The sequence below is a fragment of the Gilliamella sp. LMG 34360 genome (genome assembly GCF_984568995.1).
The window spans coordinates 80,691-97,751 of record NZ_OZ474900.1 but is presented as its reverse complement, the minus strand read 5'-3'; the positions used below and the strand labels follow the sequence as shown (position 1 = coordinate 97,751).

33 protein-coding genes are annotated in these 17,061 nt (G+C 38.6%); 30 read left to right on the top strand and 3 right to left on the bottom strand.

Going from position 1 to position 17,061, the window contains the following annotated elements; translation table 11 throughout:
* Positions 1-11: 11 nt before the first annotated feature.
* From fdx to rplQ, 29 genes are all read left to right on the top strand, one after another.
* Positions 12-350, top strand: coding sequence for an ISC system 2Fe-2S type ferredoxin (gene fdx / locus AC5LW9_RS00515; protein WP_065562946.1), 339 nt, complete (start codon positions 12-14; stop codon positions 348-350).
* Between the two features lie 441 nt (positions 351-791).
* Positions 792-1,103, top strand: a complete 312-nt coding sequence (gene rpsJ, locus AC5LW9_RS00510; RefSeq protein WP_006120582.1) for a 30S ribosomal protein S10 — start codon at positions 792-794, stop codon at positions 1,101-1,103.
* A 31-nt stretch (positions 1,104-1,134) separates the two neighbouring features.
* Positions 1,135-1,761, top strand: a complete 627-nt coding sequence (gene rplC, locus AC5LW9_RS00505) for a 50S ribosomal protein L3 (RefSeq protein WP_025314383.1) — start codon at positions 1,135-1,137, stop codon at positions 1,759-1,761.
* Between the two features lie 16 nt (positions 1,762-1,777).
* Positions 1,778-2,380: a 50S ribosomal protein L4 gene (gene rplD / locus AC5LW9_RS00500; protein WP_025314384.1), complete on the top strand. Its 603-nt coding sequence runs from the start codon at positions 1,778-1,780 to the stop codon at positions 2,378-2,380.
* Positions 2,377-2,679, top strand: coding sequence for a 50S ribosomal protein L23 (gene rplW / locus AC5LW9_RS00495; RefSeq protein WP_025314385.1), 303 nt, complete (start codon positions 2,377-2,379; stop codon positions 2,677-2,679). Before rplD ends, rplW begins: the two co-directional genes overlap by 4 nt.
* An 18-nt stretch (positions 2,680-2,697) precedes the next feature.
* Positions 2,698-3,522, top strand: a complete 825-nt coding sequence (gene rplB, locus AC5LW9_RS00490) for a 50S ribosomal protein L2 (protein WP_086307902.1) — start codon at positions 2,698-2,700, stop codon at positions 3,520-3,522.
* 19 nt (positions 3,523-3,541) lie between these two features.
* Positions 3,542-3,820: a 30S ribosomal protein S19 gene (gene rpsS, locus AC5LW9_RS00485; protein ID WP_024496505.1), complete on the top strand. Its 279-nt coding sequence runs from the start codon at positions 3,542-3,544 to the stop codon at positions 3,818-3,820.
* 13 nt (positions 3,821-3,833) lie between these two features.
* Entirely contained in the window at positions 3,834-4,166 is a 333-nt protein-coding gene (gene rplV, locus AC5LW9_RS00480; protein ID WP_025314387.1) for a 50S ribosomal protein L22, read from the top strand.
* Positions 4,167-4,180: 14 nt separating this feature from the next.
* Positions 4,181-4,918, top strand: coding sequence for a 30S ribosomal protein S3 (rpsC, locus tag AC5LW9_RS00475; RefSeq protein ID WP_025314388.1), 738 nt, complete (start codon positions 4,181-4,183; stop codon positions 4,916-4,918).
* Between the two features lie 12 nt (positions 4,919-4,930).
* Positions 4,931-5,341: a 50S ribosomal protein L16 gene (gene rplP / locus AC5LW9_RS00470; RefSeq protein ID WP_025314389.1), complete on the top strand. Its 411-nt coding sequence runs from the start codon at positions 4,931-4,933 to the stop codon at positions 5,339-5,341.
* On the top strand, positions 5,342-5,533 hold the full coding sequence (gene rpmC / locus AC5LW9_RS00465; protein WP_025314390.1) for a 50S ribosomal protein L29: 192 nt from the start codon (positions 5,342-5,344) through the stop codon (positions 5,531-5,533). It begins immediately after the preceding gene.
* Position 5,534: 1 nt separating this feature from the next.
* Positions 5,535-5,795, top strand: coding sequence for a 30S ribosomal protein S17 (rpsQ, locus tag AC5LW9_RS00460; protein WP_025314391.1), 261 nt, complete (start codon positions 5,535-5,537; stop codon positions 5,793-5,795).
* A 194-nt stretch (positions 5,796-5,989) separates the two neighbouring features.
* Complete coding sequence (gene rplN, locus AC5LW9_RS00455; RefSeq protein WP_025314392.1) at positions 5,990-6,361, top strand: 50S ribosomal protein L14; 372 nt, start codon at positions 5,990-5,992, stop codon at positions 6,359-6,361.
* A 10-nt stretch (positions 6,362-6,371) separates the two neighbouring features.
* On the top strand, positions 6,372-6,686 hold the full coding sequence (rplX, locus tag AC5LW9_RS00450) for a 50S ribosomal protein L24 (protein WP_065738253.1): 315 nt from the start codon (positions 6,372-6,374) through the stop codon (positions 6,684-6,686).
* 17 nt (positions 6,687-6,703) lie between these two features.
* Positions 6,704-7,243, top strand: coding sequence for a 50S ribosomal protein L5 (rplE, locus tag AC5LW9_RS00445; RefSeq protein ID WP_025314394.1), 540 nt, complete (start codon positions 6,704-6,706; stop codon positions 7,241-7,243).
* Positions 7,244-7,254: 11 nt separating this feature from the next.
* Positions 7,255-7,560 carry a 30S ribosomal protein S14 gene (rpsN, locus tag AC5LW9_RS00440; protein WP_025314395.1) on the top strand — a complete coding sequence of 102 codons (306 nt, stop codon included), beginning with the start codon at positions 7,255-7,257 and terminating at the stop codon, positions 7,558-7,560.
* A gap of 17 nt (positions 7,561-7,577) precedes the next feature.
* Entirely contained in the window at positions 7,578-7,970 is a 393-nt protein-coding gene (gene rpsH, locus AC5LW9_RS00435) for a 30S ribosomal protein S8 (protein WP_039129274.1), read from the top strand.
* Positions 7,971-7,981: 11 nt separating this feature from the next.
* The gene (rplF, locus tag AC5LW9_RS00430) at positions 7,982-8,515 is read left to right on the top strand and encodes a 50S ribosomal protein L6 (protein ID WP_065738254.1); all 534 of its coding nucleotides are present in this window, start codon (positions 7,982-7,984) and stop codon (positions 8,513-8,515) included.
* Positions 8,516-8,524: 9 nt separating this feature from the next.
* Positions 8,525-8,878, top strand: a complete 354-nt coding sequence (gene rplR / locus AC5LW9_RS00425; RefSeq protein WP_025314398.1) for a 50S ribosomal protein L18 — start codon at positions 8,525-8,527, stop codon at positions 8,876-8,878.
* A 14-nt stretch (positions 8,879-8,892) separates the two neighbouring features.
* Complete coding sequence (rpsE, locus tag AC5LW9_RS00420; protein WP_025314399.1) at positions 8,893-9,393, top strand: 30S ribosomal protein S5; 501 nt, start codon at positions 8,893-8,895, stop codon at positions 9,391-9,393.
* A 6-nt stretch (positions 9,394-9,399) separates the two neighbouring features.
* On the top strand, positions 9,400-9,579 hold the full coding sequence (gene rpmD, locus AC5LW9_RS00415) for a 50S ribosomal protein L30 (RefSeq protein ID WP_025314400.1): 180 nt from the start codon (positions 9,400-9,402) through the stop codon (positions 9,577-9,579).
* A gap of 5 nt (positions 9,580-9,584) precedes the next feature.
* Positions 9,585-10,019, top strand: a complete 435-nt coding sequence (rplO, locus tag AC5LW9_RS00410; protein ID WP_039127711.1) for a 50S ribosomal protein L15 — start codon at positions 9,585-9,587, stop codon at positions 10,017-10,019.
* Between the two features lie 8 nt (positions 10,020-10,027).
* Positions 10,028-11,368: a preprotein translocase subunit SecY gene (secY, locus tag AC5LW9_RS00405; protein WP_065738255.1), complete on the top strand. Its 1,341-nt coding sequence runs from the start codon at positions 10,028-10,030 to the stop codon at positions 11,366-11,368.
* 26 nt (positions 11,369-11,394) lie between these two features.
* Positions 11,395-11,508: a 50S ribosomal protein L36 gene (gene rpmJ, locus AC5LW9_RS00400; RefSeq protein WP_025314403.1), complete on the top strand. Its 114-nt coding sequence runs from the start codon at positions 11,395-11,397 to the stop codon at positions 11,506-11,508.
* 169 nt (positions 11,509-11,677) lie between these two features.
* Positions 11,678-12,034, top strand: a complete 357-nt coding sequence (rpsM, locus tag AC5LW9_RS00395) for a 30S ribosomal protein S13 (protein ID WP_025314404.1) — start codon at positions 11,678-11,680, stop codon at positions 12,032-12,034.
* Positions 12,035-12,049: 15 nt separating this feature from the next.
* Complete coding sequence (gene rpsK / locus AC5LW9_RS00390; protein WP_025314405.1) at positions 12,050-12,439, top strand: 30S ribosomal protein S11; 390 nt, start codon at positions 12,050-12,052, stop codon at positions 12,437-12,439.
* 42 nt (positions 12,440-12,481) lie between these two features.
* Positions 12,482-13,102, top strand: a complete 621-nt coding sequence (rpsD, locus tag AC5LW9_RS00385) for a 30S ribosomal protein S4 (RefSeq protein WP_025314406.1) — start codon at positions 12,482-12,484, stop codon at positions 13,100-13,102.
* Positions 13,103-13,127: 25 nt separating this feature from the next.
* Positions 13,128-14,117, top strand: a complete 990-nt coding sequence (locus tag AC5LW9_RS00380; protein WP_065738256.1) for a DNA-directed RNA polymerase subunit alpha — start codon at positions 13,128-13,130, stop codon at positions 14,115-14,117.
* A 27-nt stretch (positions 14,118-14,144) separates the two neighbouring features.
* Positions 14,145-14,534, top strand: a complete 390-nt coding sequence (gene rplQ / locus AC5LW9_RS00375; protein ID WP_025314408.1) for a 50S ribosomal protein L17 — start codon at positions 14,145-14,147, stop codon at positions 14,532-14,534.
* 168 nt (positions 14,535-14,702) lie between these two features.
* Here rplQ and AC5LW9_RS00370 read toward each other — a convergent pair whose 3' ends face one another.
* The 3 genes from AC5LW9_RS00370 to slyD form a co-directional block, all read right to left on the bottom strand.
* A complete protein-coding gene (locus AC5LW9_RS00370) occupies positions 14,703-14,906 on the bottom strand; it encodes a SlyX family protein (RefSeq protein WP_025314409.1) in 204 nt (67 codons plus the stop codon).
* Between the two features lie 51 nt (positions 14,907-14,957).
* On the bottom strand, positions 14,958-15,629 hold the full coding sequence (radC, locus tag AC5LW9_RS00365; RefSeq protein ID WP_065738257.1) for a RadC family protein: 672 nt from the start codon (positions 15,627-15,629) through the stop codon (positions 14,958-14,960).
* A 166-nt stretch (positions 15,630-15,795) separates the two neighbouring features.
* Complete coding sequence (gene slyD, locus AC5LW9_RS00360) at positions 15,796-16,365, bottom strand: peptidylprolyl isomerase (protein WP_493456116.1); 570 nt, start codon at positions 16,363-16,365, stop codon at positions 15,796-15,798.
* A 337-nt stretch (positions 16,366-16,702) separates the two neighbouring features.
* Here slyD and ppnP point away from each other — a divergent pair, with 337 nt between their 5' ends.
* Entirely contained in the window at positions 16,703-16,996 is a 294-nt protein-coding gene (ppnP, locus tag AC5LW9_RS00355; RefSeq protein ID WP_039131519.1) for a pyrimidine/purine nucleoside phosphorylase, read from the top strand.
* Positions 16,997-17,061 lie beyond the last annotated feature (65 nt).

Sequence of the window (17,061 nt, the reverse complement as noted above, 5' to 3'; positions counted from 1 at the left end):
ACGAGATTATTATGCCCAAAATTACATTTTTACCTAATGCTGATCTTTGTCCTGAAGGCAAAACAGTTGAAGCTGAAGAAGGTGAATCTATTTTAGAAGTTGCACTTCGTAATGATATTGAAATTGAACATGCATGTGAAATGTCTTGTGCATGTTCAACGTGCCACTGTATTGTTCGTAAAGGTTTTGATTCGCTAGAAGAAAGTGATGAGCAAGAAGATGATATGCTTGATAAAGCTTGGGGAGTAGAGCCTCATAGTCGATTAAGTTGCCAAGCTCGAGTTACTGATGAAGATCTTGAAGTTGAAATTCCAAGATATAGTTTAAATCATGCCAAAGAAGATCATTAAAAAGACCGCCATAATGGCGGTTTTATCTATCACAATTTGATTTAAATTTCTGCAAAGCGCTTTTCTTTCCTTAAATAATCTATTTTAAAAAGGATGTTTGAAGAATGATATATTGTAATTAAATTCACTCTTCAAGCGTCAAAACTCGTAATTATACCTATTATTTAAAAAATGTTTGTTAGTTAAATAATTATCTACATACTTTATTAATTACTCCTTGCATTCATTTATAATTTACGTATAATTGACGCACTTTGTTTGTTGATTTTTCAACAGCAAATGCGTATAAAGATATAGTTAATATGTAATATATTGAATTATATCAACAATACTCCCGATTTGGGGGTTACGAAAAGAACGGATTACACTCTCCTGTCAATCGAAACAGGGTAGGAGGAGTAGTCTTTTGTTATAACTTTTAAATAATGGAGCTCTGGTCTCATGTCGAACCAAAGAATCCGTATCCGGTTAAAAGCGTTTGATCATCGTTTGATTGATCAATCAACTGCTGAAATTGTAGAAACTGCGAAGCGCACAGGTGCGCAAGTTCGTGGTCCTATTCCATTACCGACACGCAAAGAGCGTTTCACTGTATTGATTTCTCCGCACGTAAATAAAGATGCGCGAGATCAATATGAGATTCGCACTCACAAACGTCTAGTTGATATTGTTGAGCCAACTGAAAAAACAGTTGATGCCTTAATGCGTCTAGATCTTGCTGCCGGTGTTGATGTGCAGATCAGTTTAGGTTAATCCTAAGCTGAATGATTGAGAGGTCGAAACAATGATTGGTTTAATCGGTCGTAAAGTGGGAATGACACGAATCTTCACTGAAGAAGGTGTTTCTATTCCCGTCACCGTAGTAGAAGTTCAAAGCAACCGCGTTACTCAAGTTAAAACTCTTGAGAATGATGGTTATCAAGCTATTCAGGTTACTACTGGCAGCAAAAAAGCAAGCCGCGTAAATAAACCTGAAGCAGGTCATTTCGCTAAGGCTGGCGTTGAAGCTGGTCGTGGTCTATGGGAATTCCGTTTTGAAGAAGGCGAATTTACTGTAGGTCAAAGTATTAACGTTGATATTTTCACTGACGTTAAAAAAGTTGATGTTACTGGAACATCTAAAGGTAAAGGTTATGCTGGTGTAACTAAACGCTGGAATTTCCGTACTCAAGATGCAACTCATGGTAACTCTTTGGCACACCGTGGTCATGGCTCTATCGGTCAAAACCAAACTCCAGGTAAAGTGTTCAAAGGTCGTAAAATGGCAGGTCACTTAGGTAATGAACGTGTAACTGTTCAAAACTTAGATATTGTGCGTGTTGATGCAGAACGTAACCTTTTATTAATTAAAGGTGCTGTTCCAGGCGCAATCAATAGTGACGTAATTGTTAAACCGGCAATCAAGGCTTAACGTCGAGGAGATAGAGATGGAATTAGTAGTAAAAGACGCGCAAGCGCTTTCTGTTTCCGAAACTACCTTCGGACGTGAGTTTAATGAAGCGTTAGTTCACCAAGTAGTTGTTGCTTATGCATCTGCTGCTCGTCAAGGCTCTCGCGCACAAAAAACTCGTGCAGAAATCGCTGGTTCAGGTAAAAAACCATGGCGTCAAAAAGGCACAGGTCGTGCTCGTTCAGGTTCTATTAAGAGCCCAATCTGGCGTAGTGGTGGTGTGACATTTGCAGCAAAACCACAAGATCATAGCCAAAAAGTTAACCGTAAAATGTATCGTGGTGCATTAAAGAGTATTTTCTCTGAATTAGTGCGTCAAGAACGTTTAGTTGTGGTTGAAACATTCACTGTTGAAGCACCTAAGACTAAATTATTAACTCAGAAATTAAATGATATGAACCTTAATGATGTTCTTATTATTACTTCTGATGTTGATGAAAATCTTTTCTTAGCAGCACGTAACTTACATAAAGTTGATGTGCGTGATGTGGCAGGTATTGATCCAGTTAGTTTGATTGCATTTGACAAAGTGGTTATCACTGTTGATGCTGTTAAACAAGTAGAGGAGATGTTAGCATGATTCGTGAAGAGCGTCTGCTTAAAGTCCTGCGAGCACCACATATTTCTGAAAAAGCATCTATTTCAATGGAAAAAACAAATACATTAGTATTGAAAGTTGCTAAAGATGCTACTAAGAGAGAGATTAAAGCCGCAGTTGAACAACTATTTGAAGTTAAAGTAGATGGCGTTAATACACTTGTTGTTAAAGGCAAAGTTAAACGTCGTGGTCAACAAATCGGTCGCCGTAGCGACTGGAAAAAAGCTTACGTTACTTTAGCAGAAGGTCAAAATTTAGACCTTGCTGGCGTCGCTGAGTAATTCGGAGGAGTAAGAACAATGGCAGTTGTTAAGTGTAAACCTACATCTCCGGGTCGTCGCCACGTTGTTAAAGTGGTTAACCCAGAGTTGCATAAAGGTAAGCCTTATGCACCGTTGCTTGATTCAAAAAGCAAAACTGGTGGTCGCAATAATAATGGTCGTATCACTACCCGTCATATCGGTGGTGGTCATAAACAACATTATCGTATTGTTGACTTTAAGCGTAATAAAGATGGTATTCCAGCAATTGTTGAACGTTTGGAATATGATCCAAACCGTAGTGCAAATATTGCATTGGTTTTATATAAAGACGGTGAACGTCGTTATATTTTAGCGCCTAAAGGCTTAAAAGCAGGTGATCAGATCCAATCTGGTGTTGATGCATCAATTAAAACAGGTAACTGTTTACCGATGCGCAATATTCCAGTCGGTTCTACCGTGCATAATATTGAAATGAAACCAGGTAAAGGCGGACAACTTGCTCGCTCTGCTGGTAGTTATGTTCAAATCGTTGCGCGTGATGGTGCTTATGTAACATTACGTCTACGTTCAGGTGAAATGCGTAAAGTGTTATCTGATTGCCGTGCCACCATTGGTGAAGTTGGTAACTCAGAACATATGCTTCGCGTATTAGGTAAAGCGGGTGCAGCGCGTTGGCGTGGTGTTCGTCCTACTGTTCGTGGTACAGCAATGAACCCGGTAGACCATCCACATGGTGGTGGTGAAGGTCGTAACTTTGGTAAACATCCTGTGTCTCCATGGGGTCAAAAAGCCAAAGGATTGAAAACGCGTAGCAACAAACGTACTGATAAGTATATTGTTCGCCGTCGCAATAAGAAATAATTAATATAGAGGATTAGCTATGCCACGTTCTCTCAAGAAGGGTCCTTTTATTGACCTACACTTGCTGAAGAAGGTAGAGAAAGCGGTGGAAAGCGGGGACAAGAAACCAATTCGTACTTGGTCCCGTCGTTCAACGATCTTTCCTAATATGATCGGTTTGACCATCGCTGTCCATAATGGTCGTCAGCACGTTCCAGTTTATGTTTCCGACGAAATGGTTGGTCATAAATTGGGTGAATTCGCGCCGACTCGTACTTATCGCGGCCACGCGGCTGATAAGAAAGCTAAGAAGAAATAAGTAGGAGAAAGAGATGGAAACAATTGCAAAGTATCGCCACGCTCGTTCTTCTGCGCAAAAAGTTCGCTTAGTTGCAGATCTTATTCGCGGTAAGAATGTGTCTCAGGCACTTGATATTTTAACGTACACCAATAAAAAAGCGGCTGTACTTGTTAAAAAAGTATTAGAATCTGCTATTGCTAATGCAGAGCATAACGATGGTGCTGATATTGATGATCTAAAAGTTGCGAAAATTTTCGTAGATGAAGGCCCAACCATGAAGCGTATTATGCCTCGTGCGAAAGGTCGTGCAGATCGAATTTTGAAGCGTACGAGTCACATCACCGTGATCGTCTCAGATCGCTAGGCTGGAGAATAGCAATGGGTCAAAAAGTAAATCCAAATGGTATCCGACTAGGCATCGTCAAGCCTTGGACATCTACATGGTATTCGGGTACAAAGACATTCGCTGATAATTTAGAAAGTGATTTTAGAGTGCGTGAATTCTTGAACAAAGAATTAGCACAAGCATCAATCTCTAAGATTGTAATCGATCGTTCAGCAGAAACTAACGTTCGCATTACTATTCACACTGCTCGTCCAGGTATTGTGATTGGTAAAAAAGGTGAGGACGTTGAAAAATTACGTAATGCCGTAGCTTCTATTGTCAATAAATATAAAGACAAGAGAGAAAAACGTGATGTTGCAGTACAAATTAATATTGCCGAAGTTCGTAAACCTGAACTTGATGCTAAATTAGTTGCTGACAGCATTACTTCTCAGTTAGAACGCCGTGTTATGTTCCGCCGAGCTATGAAACGTGCGGTTCAAAACGCAATGAAAGCGGGTGCTAAAGGTATCAAAGTTGAAGTAAGTGGTCGTTTAGGCGGCGCTGAAATCGCTCGTAGTGAATGGTATCGTGAAGGTCGAGTACCTTTGCACACATTACGTGCTGACATCGACTATGGTTTGTCTGAAGCATTAACAACCTATGGTATTATTGGTGTTAAAGTGTGGATCTTCAAAGGTGAGATCCTTGGTGGTATGGCTGCCGTTGAACAAGCAGAGAAACAACCTGCTGCTCAACCGAAAAAGCAGCGCAAAGGCCGAAAACAATAAGGAGCGTCGCTGATGTTACAACCAAAGCGTACAAAATTCCGTAAAGTGCACAAGGGCCGCAATCGTGGTCTTGCTGTAAGTACTGACGTTAGTTTCGGTACATTCGGTCTTAAGGCTGTGGGTCGTGGTCGTTTGACTGCGCGCCAGATCGAAGCGGCACGTCGTGCAATGACTCGTGCAGTTAAGCGTCAAGGTAAAATCTGGATTCGAGTTTTCCCTGATAAACCAATTACTGAAAAACCACTTGAAGTGCGTATGGGTAAAGGTAAGGGTAACGTTGAATACTGGGTTGCTCAGATTCAACCCGGTAAAGTCCTTTATGAAATGGACGGAGTACCGGAAGAAGTTGCTCGTGAAGCATTTGCGTTGGCAGCTGCAAAACTGCCAATTAAAACCACCTTTGTGATTAAGACGGTGATGTAAATGAAAGCAAAAGAGCTACGCGAAAAAAGCGTTGAAGAGTTAAATACTGAACTTCTTAATTTATTACGTGAGCAATTTAACTTACGTATGCAATTATCTGGGGGTCAGTTGAAACAGACTCATATGTTAAAACAAGTGCGTCGTAATATTGCACGAGTTAAAACGTTATTAACTGAGAAGGCGGGTGCGTAATATGACTACTGAAGTAAAAATTCGTACTCAGCAAGGTCGTGTTATTAGCGACAAAATGGATAAATCTATTACTGTAGCTATTGAACGTAAAGTGAAGCATCCGTTATATGGTAAGTTCATTAAACGTACGACTAAATTGCATGTACATGATGAAAACAACGAGTGTGGTATTGGTGATACTGTAGAAATTAAAGAGTGTCGTCCATTATCAAAAACCAAATCTTGGACTCTTGTTCGAATCGTTGAAAAAGCGGTTAGTTAATCTATTTGATTAAAAACTGCACATAATATAATAAACGGCTCGACGGCCGTTTATTTTATGCTATCCATTTTATTTGAGTGGTGTTATACTATGCGCCCTCACGTAAGTGGGTTTTTGGTTGTCTATTCTTATCCATGGAAGTTGAGGTGGATGAAGGTAGATTAGACAATAATTAATTTATACGGAGCATTAAAATGATCCAAGAACAGACTAGGCTAGATGTTGCCGATAACTCTGGCGCACGTAGCGTAATGTGTATCAAGGTTCTCGGTGGATCGCACCGTCGTTATGCAGCGGTAGGTGATATCATCAAAGTTACTATCAAAGAAGCAATTCCACGTGGTAAAGTTAAGAAAGGTGATGTACTTAAAGCTGTGGTAGTGCGTACTAGAAAAGGTGTTCGTCGCCCTGATGGATCTGTCATTCGTTTCGATCGTAATGCTTGTGTTATTTTAAATAATAACAGTGAGCAACCGATTGGTACGCGTATTTTTGGACCGGTCACTCGTGAACTTCGTTCTGAGAAGTTTATGAAGATCATTTCATTAGCACCAGAAGTACTGTAAGGAGCGGGTAATGGCAGCGAAAATCCGTCGAGAAGATGAAGTTATCGTGTTAACTGGTAAAGATAAAGGTAAACGCGGTAAAGTAAAAAGCGTTTTGTCTACAGGCAAAGTGATTGTTGAAGGTATTAATTTGGTGAAAAAACACCAAAAACCTGTACCTGCATTAAATCAAGATGGTGGAATTGTTGAGAAAGAAGCAGCTATTAATGTTTCTAACGTAGCAATTTTCAACCCAGCTACAGGCAAAGCAGATCGCGTAGGCTTTCGTATTGAAGACGGTAAAAAAGTCCGTTTTTATAAGTCTACTAATGAATTAATCAAATAAGTAATTTGGAGTGTACGATGGCGAAACTGCATGATTACTACAAAGCACAGGTAGTAAATAAACTGCAAGAACAGTTTGGCTACAAATCTGTCATGCAAGTCCCTCGGATCGAAAAGATCACCTTGAATATGGGTGTGGGTGAAGCAATTACTGATAAAAAATTATTAGATAATGCTGTTGCAGATTTAGCTGCAATCAGTGGTCAAAAACCACTAGTCACTAAAGCACGCAAATCAGTTGCTGGTTTTAAAATCCGTCAAGGGTATCCTATTGGTTGTAAAGTCACTTTACGTGGCGAACGCATGTGGGAATTTTTTGAACGTCTAGTTTATATTGCTCTTCCTCGTACTCGAGATTTTCGTGGTTTAAGCGCGAAATCTTTCGATGGTCGTGGTAACTATAGCATGGGTGTTCGTGAACAAATCGTTTTCCCTGAAATCGATTATGATAAAGTTGATCGTGTTCGTGGTTTAGATATTACTATCACTACTACTGCACAATCAGATGAAGAAGGCCGAGCTTTATTATCTGCCTTTAACTTCCCATTTCGTAAGTAAGGTAGGGCATAATGGCTAAACAATCAATGATTGAACGCGACAAAAAACGCGTAAAGCTAGCAGAAAAATATTTTGCAAAGCGTCAAGAATTAAAAGCGATTATCTCTGATCTTAATGCATCAGATGAAGATCGTTGGAATGCAGTGCTTAAATTGCAAACGCTTCCTCGTGATTCTAGTCCATCACGTCAACGTCGTCGTTGTCGTCAAACTGGTCGTCCTCATGGCGTCCTTCGTAAGTTTGGTTTAAGCCGTATTAAGGTTCGTGAATCAGCCATGCGTGGTGAGATTCCTGGTCTTAAAAAGGCAAGTTGGTAATCAGGGGAGTGTTATAGATGAGCATGCAAGATCCTATAGCAGATATGTTGACCCGTATTCGTAACGGTCAAGCTGCGAATAAAGTTGCAGTCACCATGCCTTCCTCTAAGCTAAAAGTGGCAATTGCCAATGTGCTAAAAGAAGAAGGTTATATCGGGGACTTTAAAATTGTTGGTGACACTAAGCCAGAATTGGAAATTACTTTAAAATATTTCCAAGGTAAAGCTGTTGTAGAAAGTATTAAACGTGTTAGCCGTCCAGGTTTACGTATTTATAAACGTAAAGATGAATTGCCAAAAGTTATGGCTGGACTAGGTATCGCAGTTGTTTCTACTTCTAAAGGTGTTATGACTGATCGTGCAGCACGCCAAGCAGGTCTTGGTGGTGAAATTATCTGCTACGTAGCGTAAGGGAGAAAAAAATGTCTCGTGTTGCAAAAGCACCTGTCGTTGTTCCTGCTGGCGTAGAGGTAAAACTCAATGGTCAGGTAATTACGATTAAAGGTAAAAATGGCGAGTTATCTCGCACAATAAATAATGCTGTTGTAATTAATCAAGAAGAAGGTCAAATTAAATTTGGTCCTCGTGATGGTTTTGCAGATGCTTGGGCTCAAGCTGGAACTGCACGTGCATTGGTTAACGCAATGGTTATTGGTGTTACTGAAGGTTTTACTAAAAAACTTCAGTTAGTTGGTGTCGGCTATCGTGCACAAGTTAAAGGTAATGCGATTGGTTTATCTCTTGGATATTCTCATCCAATTGAACATGAATTACCAGCTGGTGTAAAAGCTGAATGTCCTTCACAAACTGAAATCGTACTAACAAGTGCGGATAAACAGTTAATTGGACAAGTTGCAGCAGATATCCGTGCTTATCGTCGTCCTGAGCCTTATAAAGGTAAAGGTGTTCGTTACGCAGATGAAGTTGTGCGTACTAAAGAAGCTAAGAAAAAGTAAGGTAACACTATGGATAAGAAATCAGCTCGTATCCGTCGTGCAACTAAAGCGCGTCGCAAGATGCATGAACTACTTGCAACTCGCTTGGTGGTTCACCGCACTCCGCGTCATATTTATGCGCAGATTATCGCACCAAACGGATCAGAAGTACTGGCAGCAGCTTCTACGTTAGAAAAAGCTATCAGTGAAAGTTTAAAATACACTGGAAACAAAGATGCAGCGGCAGCAGTTGGTAAAGCAATTGCAGAACGTGCATTAGCGAAAGATATCAAAGAAGTTTCATTTGATCGTTCAGGTTTCCAATATCATGGTCGAGTTCAGGCGCTAGCAGATGCTGCTCGCGAAGCTGGCCTACAGTTCTAAGGTAGGAGTTAAAGATGTCAAACATCGAAAAACAAGCTGGTGAACTGCAGGAAAAATTAATCGCAGTTAACCGAGTTTCTAAAACCGTAAAAGGTGGTCGTATTTTTAGTTTTTCTGCACTAACAGTAGTTGGTGACGGTAATGGCCGCGTAGGTTTTGGATATGGTAAAGCACGTGAAGTGCCTGCAGCAATCCAAAAAGCAATGGAAAAAGCACGTCGTAATATGATTAATGTTGCTTTAAATAACGATACTTTACAGCATCCAGTTAAAGGTGCTCATACTGGGTCTCGTGTTTATATGCAACCAGCATCAGAAGGTACTGGTATCATCGCTGGTGGTGCAATGCGCGCTGTTTTAGAAGTTGCAGGAGTTCGTAACGTTCTAGCTAAAGCATATGGTTCAACTAACCCAATTAATGTGGTTCGTGCGACGATTGATGGCTTAGAAAATATGAAATCACCAGAAATGGTTGCTGCTAAACGTGGTAAAACCGTCGAAGAAATTTTGGGGTAATTAGCCATGGCAAAAACAATTAAAATTACACAAACTCGTAGTTCTATTGGTCGTCTACCGAAGCATAAAGCAACGTTAGTTGGTCTAGGATTACGTCGTATTGGTCATACTGTTGAGCGTGAGGATACTCCTGCGATTCGCGGTATGGTAAACCAAGTTTATTACATGGTTAAAGTTGAGGAGTAATAGTAATGCGTTTAAATACTTTATCTCCTGCTGAAGGTTCAAAGCATGCACCTAAACGTGTAGGTCGAGGCATTGGTTCTGGATTAGGTAAAACTGGTACTCGTGGTATTAAAGGTCAAAAATCTCGTTCAGGTGGTGGCGTACGTCGCGGCTTTGAAGGTGGTCAAATGCCTTTATATCGTCGTTTACCAAAATTTGGTTTTACCTCACGTAAAGCTCAAGTTACAGCTCAAGTTCGTCTTTCAGATTTAATGAAAGTTGAAGGTGATATTGTTGACCTAAATAGCTTAAAAGTCGCTAATGTGATTAATTCACAAATCGAGTACGCAAAAATTATGTTATCTGGTGAAGTAACTAAACCTGTAACTGTTCGCGGTATTCGAGTGACTAAAGGTGCTAAAGCTGCAATTGAAGCTGCTGGCGGAAAAATTGAGGAATAATTAGAAAGATGGCAAAGCAACCAGGATTAGATTTTCAAAGTACACGAGGCGGTAGCGGCGAGCTTAAAAGACGTTTATTATTTGTGCTTTTAGCGCTTATTGTTTTCCGTCTTGGTTCTTACGTTCCGGTTCCTGGTATTGATACTAAAGCGTTATCGGACTTACTAGAACAAGCATCATCTAATGGTATTGTAGGTATGTTCAATATGTTCTCTGGTGGTGCTTTAAGCCGTGCTTCGATTTTTGCTTTAGGGATAATGCCTTATATTTCTGCATCAATTATTGTGCAATTATTAACGGCCATTAGCCCTAAACTTGCAGAATTGAAGAAAGAAGGTGAGTCAGGTCGTAAGAAAATTAGTCAGTACACTCGTTACGGCACATTGGCTTTGGCGATGATACAAGCTGTTGGTATTGCGACTGGTTTACCTAATATTCCTGGTTATGGTCAAGTGGTCATTGATCCAGGATTTTCTTTCTATTTTATTGCATCGGTTAGCTTAGTTACTGGCACTATGTTTCTTATGTGGTTGGGTGAACAGATCACGGAACGCGGTGTAGGTAATGGTATTTCAATCATTATCTTTGCTGGTATCGTTGCAGGTCTTCCTCATGCAATCTATGAAACGATTGAACAAGCTCGTTCTGGTTCATTGCATCCGATTTTATTATTAGTCGTGGCAGCATTAGTGGTTGGTGTGACTTATTTTGTTGTATTTGTTGAACGTGGTCAACGTCGTATCGTTGTCAATTATGCTCAACGTCAACAAGGTCGTAGAGTTTATGCGGCACAAAGCACACATTTACCATTAAAAATCAATATGGCAGGCGTTATCCCTGCAATATTTGCTTCAACAATTGTTATGTTACCATCAATGATGGCTTCTTGGTTTCAAGGAGATGGTGAAGGATGGAGATATATCATTGTTCTTATCGGACAATACTTCTCTCATGATCAACCATTATATATAATCTTTTTTGCAGCAGCGATTATCTTCTTTTGTTTCTTTTATACGGCGTTGGTTTTCAACCCAAGAGAGACAGCAGATCAGCTAAAAAAATCTGGTGCATTTATTCCAGGTATCCGTCCAGGTGAACAAACATCTAAATATATCGACAAAGTAATGACTCGTTTAACGCTGGTTGGCGCAATCTACATTACTTTTGTATGTTTGGTTCCAATGTTTATGACAAGTGCAATGAAAGTTCCGGTTCAATTTGGTGGAACTTCTTTATTAATTGTGGTTGTTGTAATCATGGATTTTATGGCACAAGTACAGACTTTAATGATGCCAAATCGTTATGAGTCAGTGTTAAAGAAAGCGAATCTTAAAGGCTACGGCCGATAAGTTAGCCAGAAGTTACGGAGAAAAACATGAAAGTTCGTGCTTCAGTCAAGAAATTATGCAGAAATTGTAAAATCATTAAACGTAATGGCATTGTTCGTGTTATTTGCGTTGAAGGTAAACATAAACAACGTCAAGGCTAATTATTTGGTCGCGAAGTTGTAACTTTTGCATATTTTACTTGCCAAAGTATAGTAAAGCTGGCTAGAATAGCCAGCCTAAATTTATTTGTAAAATCGCTGTTTGAGTATCCTGAAAACGGGCTTTTCAGTATAGTGATTTTACTAAACATTAATAATAAAGGAGTGCATAGTGGCCCGTATAGCAGGCATTAACATTCCTGATCAGCAACATGCTGTAATTGCATTACAAGCAATTTATGGTATCGGAAATACCCGCGCTAAGACAATTTGTGCTGAAGCTGGTATTCCAGAACATGTTAAGATCAGAGAACTATCTGAAGATCAGATTGAAAAGTTACGTGAACAAGTCGCTAAATTCACAGTTGAAGGTGATTTGCGTCGTGAAGTAACTATGAGTATCAAGCGTTTATTAGACCTTGGTTGTTATCGTGGCATGCGTCACCGTCGTGGACTTCCGGTTCGTGGTCAACGCACTAAGACTAACGCTCGTACCCGTAAGGGACCGCGTAAGCCAATCAAGAAATAATTGAGGTATAATTAAATGGCAAAGACACCTGTTCGTACACGTAAACGTGTTAAAAAGCAAGTTTCTGATGGTATAGCTCATATTCATGCATCATTTAACAATACAATCGTAACTATTACCGATCGTCAAGGTAATGCGTTGGGTTGGGCAACCGCTGGTGGTTCTGGTTTCCGTGGCTCTCGTAAGTCAACACCTTTTGCAGCTCAAGTAGCAGCAGAACGTTGTGCTGAAGCCGTCAAAGATTACGGAATCAAGAATCTGGAAGTTATGGTAAAAGGACCTGGTCCTGGTCGTGAGTCAACAATTCGTGCATTAAATGCAGCGGGTTATCGCATCACTAATATTACTGATGTTACTCCGATTCCTCATAACGGTTGTCGTCCACCAAAGAAACGTCGTGTTTAATTTTGTTAAACATTGAATGTTTAGGATTATTGGAGAAATAAAATGGCAAGATATTTGGGACCAAAGCTCAAATTAAGTCGTCGTGAAGGTACAGATTTATTCCTTAAATCTGGAGTCCGAGCGGTTGATAGTAAATGTAAATTAGAACAAGCTCCTGGACAACATGGTGCGCGTAAACCGCGTTTATCAGATTATGGTGTTCAGTTACGTGAGAAACAAAAAGTTAGACGTATTTATGGAATCTTAGAACGTCAATTCCGTAATTATTACAAAAATGCTGCGCGTATTAAAGGCAATACCGGGGAAAACCTACTTGGTCTTTTAGAGCGTCGTTTAGATAACGTTGTTTATCGTATGGGATTTGGTGCAACTCGTGCTGAAGCTCGTCAATTAGTTAGTCATAAAGCTGTTCTTGTTAATGGTCAGGTAGTGAACATTGCTTCTTATCAGGTTTCACCAGAAGATGTAATTAGTGTTCGCGAAAAATCAAAAAAACAAGCACGTATTAAAGCCGCTTTAGAGTTAGCTGAACAACGTGAAAAACCAACATGGTTAGAAGTTGATGCTAGCAAAATGGAAGGTGTATTTAAACGCTTACCAGAACGTTCAGATTTATCTGCTGACATCAACGAACATTTGATCGTCGAACTTTACTCTAAGTAAAGTTTAGCACTTAAGAGAGGACATAATGCAGGGTTCTGTAACAGAGTTTTTAAAACCTCACCTAGTTGATGTTGTTCAATACAGTCAAACTCATGCTAAAGTGACTTTAGAGCCACTTGAGCGTGGTTTTGGTCATACTTTAGGTAATGCACTACGCCGCATTTTATTATCATCTATGCCGGGACATGCAGTAACCGAAGTTGAAATTGACGGTGTTCTGCATGAGTACAGTACTAAAGAAGGCGTTCAAGAAGATGTGCTTGATATTTTGCTTAATTTAAAAAAATTAGCGGTTCGAGTGCATAATAAAGATGATGTTATGCTGACTTTAAATAAATCAGGTATTGGTGCTGTAACTGCATCTGATATCACTCACGATGGTGATGTTGAAATTGTTAATCCTGATTTAGTAATTTGTCATCTTACTGATGCCAATGCTTCAATTAGTATGCGTATTCGTGTACAACGAGGACGTGGTTATGTCCCTGCTTCTGCTCGTGTCAAGTCAGAAGATGAAGATCGACCAATTGGTCGTTTGTTAGTTGACGCATGTTATAGTCCTGTTGAGCGTATCGCTTATTCTGTCGATGCTGCTCGTGTGGAACAGCGTACAGATTTAGACAAACTTGTTATCGATATGGAAACAAATGGTACTATCGATCCTGAAGAGTCTATCCGTCGTGCATCAACAATTTTGGCTGAACAACTTGAAGCTTTCGTTGATCTACGTGATGTACGTCAACCTGAAGTTAAAGAAGATAAACCGGAGTTCGATCCAATTCTTTTACGTCCAGTAGATGACTTGGAATTAACCGTTCGGTCTGCTAATTGCTTAAAAGCAGAAGCAGTTCATTATATTGGTGATTTAGTGCAACGTACTGAAGTTGAGTTGCTTAAAACTCCTAATCTTGGTAAGAAATCACTTACTGAAATTAAGGATGTGCTCGCATCTCGTGGTTTATCTTTAGGCATGCGTCTTGAGAATTGGCCACCGGCAAGTATTGTTGAAGACTAAGATAAAATTTATAAGAAGGATAAAGTTATGCGCCATCGTAAAAGTGGTCGTCAACTGAACCGAAATAGCAGCCATCGTCAAGCAATGTTTCGTAACATGACTAGTTCACTTGTTGAACATGAAATCATCAAAACTACATTGCCTAAAGCAAAAGAGTTGCGTCGTGTTGTTGAACCGTTAATTACGCTAGCCAAAAGCGATAGCGTAGCTAATCGCCGTTTGGCATTTGCTCGTATCCGTGATAAAGATACAGTGAAAAAATTATTTTCAGATTTAGGTCCACGTTTTGCTACCCGTCCAGGCGGTTATGTACGCATTCTTAAATGTGGTTTCCGTGATGGAGATAATGCTCCAATGGCTTATATTGAATTAGTTGATCGCCCTGCGGTAGAAGAAGCAGAAGCAGCAGCTGAGTAATTATAAAATCATTGTGTACAAAAACCGGCTATATGCCGGTTTTTTATTAGTAAAATAAATTTTCCGTTTTATAAGAGATTTAATTCTTAAGCAATGACTTATTAATTTTATTATTGAGTTTTGAGTTGTAAATTAAAAGGGAATCCCTATAAGATACAGCAACATACATTAATAATGTGGCGGAGGGGTCTCTTCAGACAAGCTAGCAATATTTGATACTTGTGTTGCTTGAAGTTTTTGCGACAATAATGTTAATTGTTCTTTAAGTTTACTGATATCAGATTGTAGATTAACTACCATTTGATTTAATTCTTCAATGGTCATTTCTTGAAATGCAACTTTTGTTTCTAGTAATTCTAATTGATGTTTCATAAAGTGTTTTTGTGGATTCTATTCAATTTTTCATATTGTAAGCAAAAAGACCTATGAAATCCATCCTCGTTCGGCAAAAGAGACGTATTCCCCTTTACCTATTACAAGATGATCAACAATTCGGATATCAATTAATTCACAAACTTGCTCTATTTTTTGAGTTAATATACGATCAGCTTGACTTGGTTCAGCCATCCCAGATGGATGATTATGCGCTAAAATTAAACCTGCAGCGTTATGTTGTAATGCTCGTCTAGCAACTTCTCGTGGATGTACTTCGACACAATTATAAGTACCAATAAACATTTCTTCAGATGTAATTACTTGATTTTGATTATTTAAAAAAACTACCATAAAAATCTCTCGATCTTTATTTGCTAGTCGACTAGCTAAGTAATGATGAGTTAAGGATGGTGAAGAAAGAAAGTTCTCGTTTGCCATTTTAACTTTAAGATATCGGTGTGAAAGTTCAATGACTGCTTTTAATTGTGTGTATTTTACTGTCCCTAATCCATTTTTTTTACAAAATTCACTATGGCTTGCATTAATTAAATTATACAAAGAACCAAATTCACTTAATAATTTTTGCGATAACTGTAAAACAGGTAAGTTACGTGTACCAGTACGTAAAAATAATGCTAGTAATTCAGCATCACTTAATGTTTCTACTCCAAATTTCAAAAGCTTTTCTCTGGGCATTAATGTTGTGGGTATTGAAGACATAATACAATTCCTATTATTCAAAACTGAATTATTAATGGAATAATAGATAAGATAAAATAATCAGTAGAAATATTATGAGTTATTTCACAAAAAAATGAGAAAATTTGCACCATACAAAAAAAGCGCCTAATGGCGCTCTAGAATATTATAATCGTTATCGAAAAAATCAATGACAACCGCAACCACCGTGGCCACCACCACAACAACCTTGATTATCATCTTCTTCGTGATCGTGTCCACCACAGCCACAACCGCTATCTCCATGATCGTGACCATGTTCACCATGAATATGTCCATGAGCAATTTCTTCTTCTGTTGCTTCACGGATAGCTAATACTTCACCGGTAAACTTCAAATCTTGACCTGCTAACATATGATTGCCATCGATAGTGATATTATCTCCATCAATTGCTGTTATTTCCACTGGTAGCGGTCCATGCTGAGTATCAGCAAAAAAGCGCATACCAACTTCTAATTCATCTACACCAACAAAAACATTTCGTGGAACATTTTGTACAAGTGCATCATTAAAATCACCATAAGCATTAATTAGCTCAACATCAAATTTATCACCGATTTGACGACCTTCTAATGCTTTTTCCAAATCTGGTAATAAGTTTTCTGCTCCATGCAAATATTCACAAGGTGTGACTTTAGTTGCTTCATCAACCAATACACCATCTTTAGTTCGAACTTGAAAAGCTAAACTGACAACTTTATTTTTTGCTATTTTCATTTTTTCTCCAATAAACTTTTATTGAGCAAATTAAGGTAGATTTTAACGGAAAAAATCTAATCTGTATGCTATTTTCTTCTGAAAAAATTTGAGGTGAAAATTAGAAGATTTCTTTTGAATCTTCAGTAAGATTTTTTTAAAAAGCGATGCTTAAATTGGTTAATATTTGTAATATGTCTACTAATATTTTATATTGTTTTGTATAAATCTGTCATTGCTAAATTAAAGTTATTCTGTTTTAGAAATTAATCATTCATTGTTGTAATTAAATAATTTATAGATAACTTATTTAATTAATTAAAAATTTGAAACTAACTAAAAATGATAAGGAGTGATTGTGTTAAATATAAATCAATATTTTAATGGTAAAGTGCAGTCCATTGGTTTTCAAAATGCCTCTCTTGGCCAAGCTTCTATTGGAGTAATGTTACCTGGTGAGTATATTTTTAGCACCGACAAACCAGAAGAAATGACCGTGATTACTGGTTCATTAAAAGTACTATTACCTACAGCAAAGGATTGGCAGATTTTTGAAGTAGGGCAGGTTTTCCATATCGCAGGAGAAAGCCAATTTGATGTTGTAGTTGTAGAACCTACTGCTTATTTGTGTCGATATTTAGCAAAATATTAAATTTCCCATAATATTTTTGCAATATTTAATTCATCAGTTTTAGTTAGTGATAGGCATAGATATAA

Bases quoted from the DNA above. Each gene is read 5' to 3' on its own strand.
- fdx (WP_065562946.1), top strand. From the start codon at position 12: ATGCCCAAAATTACATTTTTACCTAATGCTGATCTTTGTCCTGAAGGC.
- rpsJ (WP_006120582.1), top strand. From the start codon at position 792: ATGTCGAACCAAAGAATCCGTATCCGGTTAAAAGCGTTTGATCATCGT.
- rplC (WP_025314383.1), top strand. From the start codon at position 1,135: ATGATTGGTTTAATCGGTCGTAAAGTGGGAATGACACGAATCTTCACT.
- rplD (WP_025314384.1), top strand. From the start codon at position 1,778: ATGGAATTAGTAGTAAAAGACGCGCAAGCGCTTTCTGTTTCCGAAACT.
- rplW (WP_025314385.1), top strand. From the start codon at position 2,377: ATGATTCGTGAAGAGCGTCTGCTTAAAGTCCTGCGAGCACCACATATT.
- rplB (WP_086307902.1), top strand. From the start codon at position 2,698: ATGGCAGTTGTTAAGTGTAAACCTACATCTCCGGGTCGTCGCCACGTT.
- rpsS (WP_024496505.1), top strand. From the start codon at position 3,542: ATGCCACGTTCTCTCAAGAAGGGTCCTTTTATTGACCTACACTTGCTG.
- rplV (WP_025314387.1), top strand. From the start codon at position 3,834: ATGGAAACAATTGCAAAGTATCGCCACGCTCGTTCTTCTGCGCAAAAA.
- rpsC (WP_025314388.1), top strand. From the start codon at position 4,181: ATGGGTCAAAAAGTAAATCCAAATGGTATCCGACTAGGCATCGTCAAG.
- rplP (WP_025314389.1), top strand. From the start codon at position 4,931: ATGTTACAACCAAAGCGTACAAAATTCCGTAAAGTGCACAAGGGCCGC.
- rpmC (WP_025314390.1), top strand. From the start codon at position 5,342: ATGAAAGCAAAAGAGCTACGCGAAAAAAGCGTTGAAGAGTTAAATACT.
- rpsQ (WP_025314391.1), top strand. From the start codon at position 5,535: ATGACTACTGAAGTAAAAATTCGTACTCAGCAAGGTCGTGTTATTAGC.
- rplN (WP_025314392.1), top strand. From the start codon at position 5,990: ATGATCCAAGAACAGACTAGGCTAGATGTTGCCGATAACTCTGGCGCA.
- rplX (WP_065738253.1), top strand. From the start codon at position 6,372: ATGGCAGCGAAAATCCGTCGAGAAGATGAAGTTATCGTGTTAACTGGT.
- rplE (WP_025314394.1), top strand. From the start codon at position 6,704: ATGGCGAAACTGCATGATTACTACAAAGCACAGGTAGTAAATAAACTG.
- rpsN (WP_025314395.1), top strand. From the start codon at position 7,255: ATGGCTAAACAATCAATGATTGAACGCGACAAAAAACGCGTAAAGCTA.
- rpsH (WP_039129274.1), top strand. From the start codon at position 7,578: ATGAGCATGCAAGATCCTATAGCAGATATGTTGACCCGTATTCGTAAC.
- rplF (WP_065738254.1), top strand. From the start codon at position 7,982: ATGTCTCGTGTTGCAAAAGCACCTGTCGTTGTTCCTGCTGGCGTAGAG.
- rplR (WP_025314398.1), top strand. From the start codon at position 8,525: ATGGATAAGAAATCAGCTCGTATCCGTCGTGCAACTAAAGCGCGTCGC.
- rpsE (WP_025314399.1), top strand. From the start codon at position 8,893: ATGTCAAACATCGAAAAACAAGCTGGTGAACTGCAGGAAAAATTAATC.
- rpmD (WP_025314400.1), top strand. From the start codon at position 9,400: ATGGCAAAAACAATTAAAATTACACAAACTCGTAGTTCTATTGGTCGT.
- rplO (WP_039127711.1), top strand. From the start codon at position 9,585: ATGCGTTTAAATACTTTATCTCCTGCTGAAGGTTCAAAGCATGCACCT.
- secY (WP_065738255.1), top strand. From the start codon at position 10,028: ATGGCAAAGCAACCAGGATTAGATTTTCAAAGTACACGAGGCGGTAGC.
- rpmJ (WP_025314403.1), top strand. From the start codon at position 11,395: ATGAAAGTTCGTGCTTCAGTCAAGAAATTATGCAGAAATTGTAAAATC.
- rpsK (WP_025314405.1), top strand. From the start codon at position 12,050: ATGGCAAAGACACCTGTTCGTACACGTAAACGTGTTAAAAAGCAAGTT.
- rpsD (WP_025314406.1), top strand. From the start codon at position 12,482: ATGGCAAGATATTTGGGACCAAAGCTCAAATTAAGTCGTCGTGAAGGT.
- AC5LW9_RS00380 (WP_065738256.1), top strand. From the start codon at position 13,128: ATGCAGGGTTCTGTAACAGAGTTTTTAAAACCTCACCTAGTTGATGTT.
- rplQ (WP_025314408.1), top strand. From the start codon at position 14,145: ATGCGCCATCGTAAAAGTGGTCGTCAACTGAACCGAAATAGCAGCCAT.
- AC5LW9_RS00370 (WP_025314409.1), bottom strand. From the start codon at position 14,906: ATGAAACATCAATTAGAATTACTAGAAACAAAAGTTGCATTTCAAGAA.
- radC (WP_065738257.1), bottom strand. From the start codon at position 15,629: ATGTCTTCAATACCCACAACATTAATGCCCAGAGAAAAGCTTTTGAAA.
- slyD (WP_493456116.1), bottom strand. From the start codon at position 16,365: ATGAAAATAGCAAAAAATAAAGTTGTCAGTTTAGCTTTTCAAGTTCGA.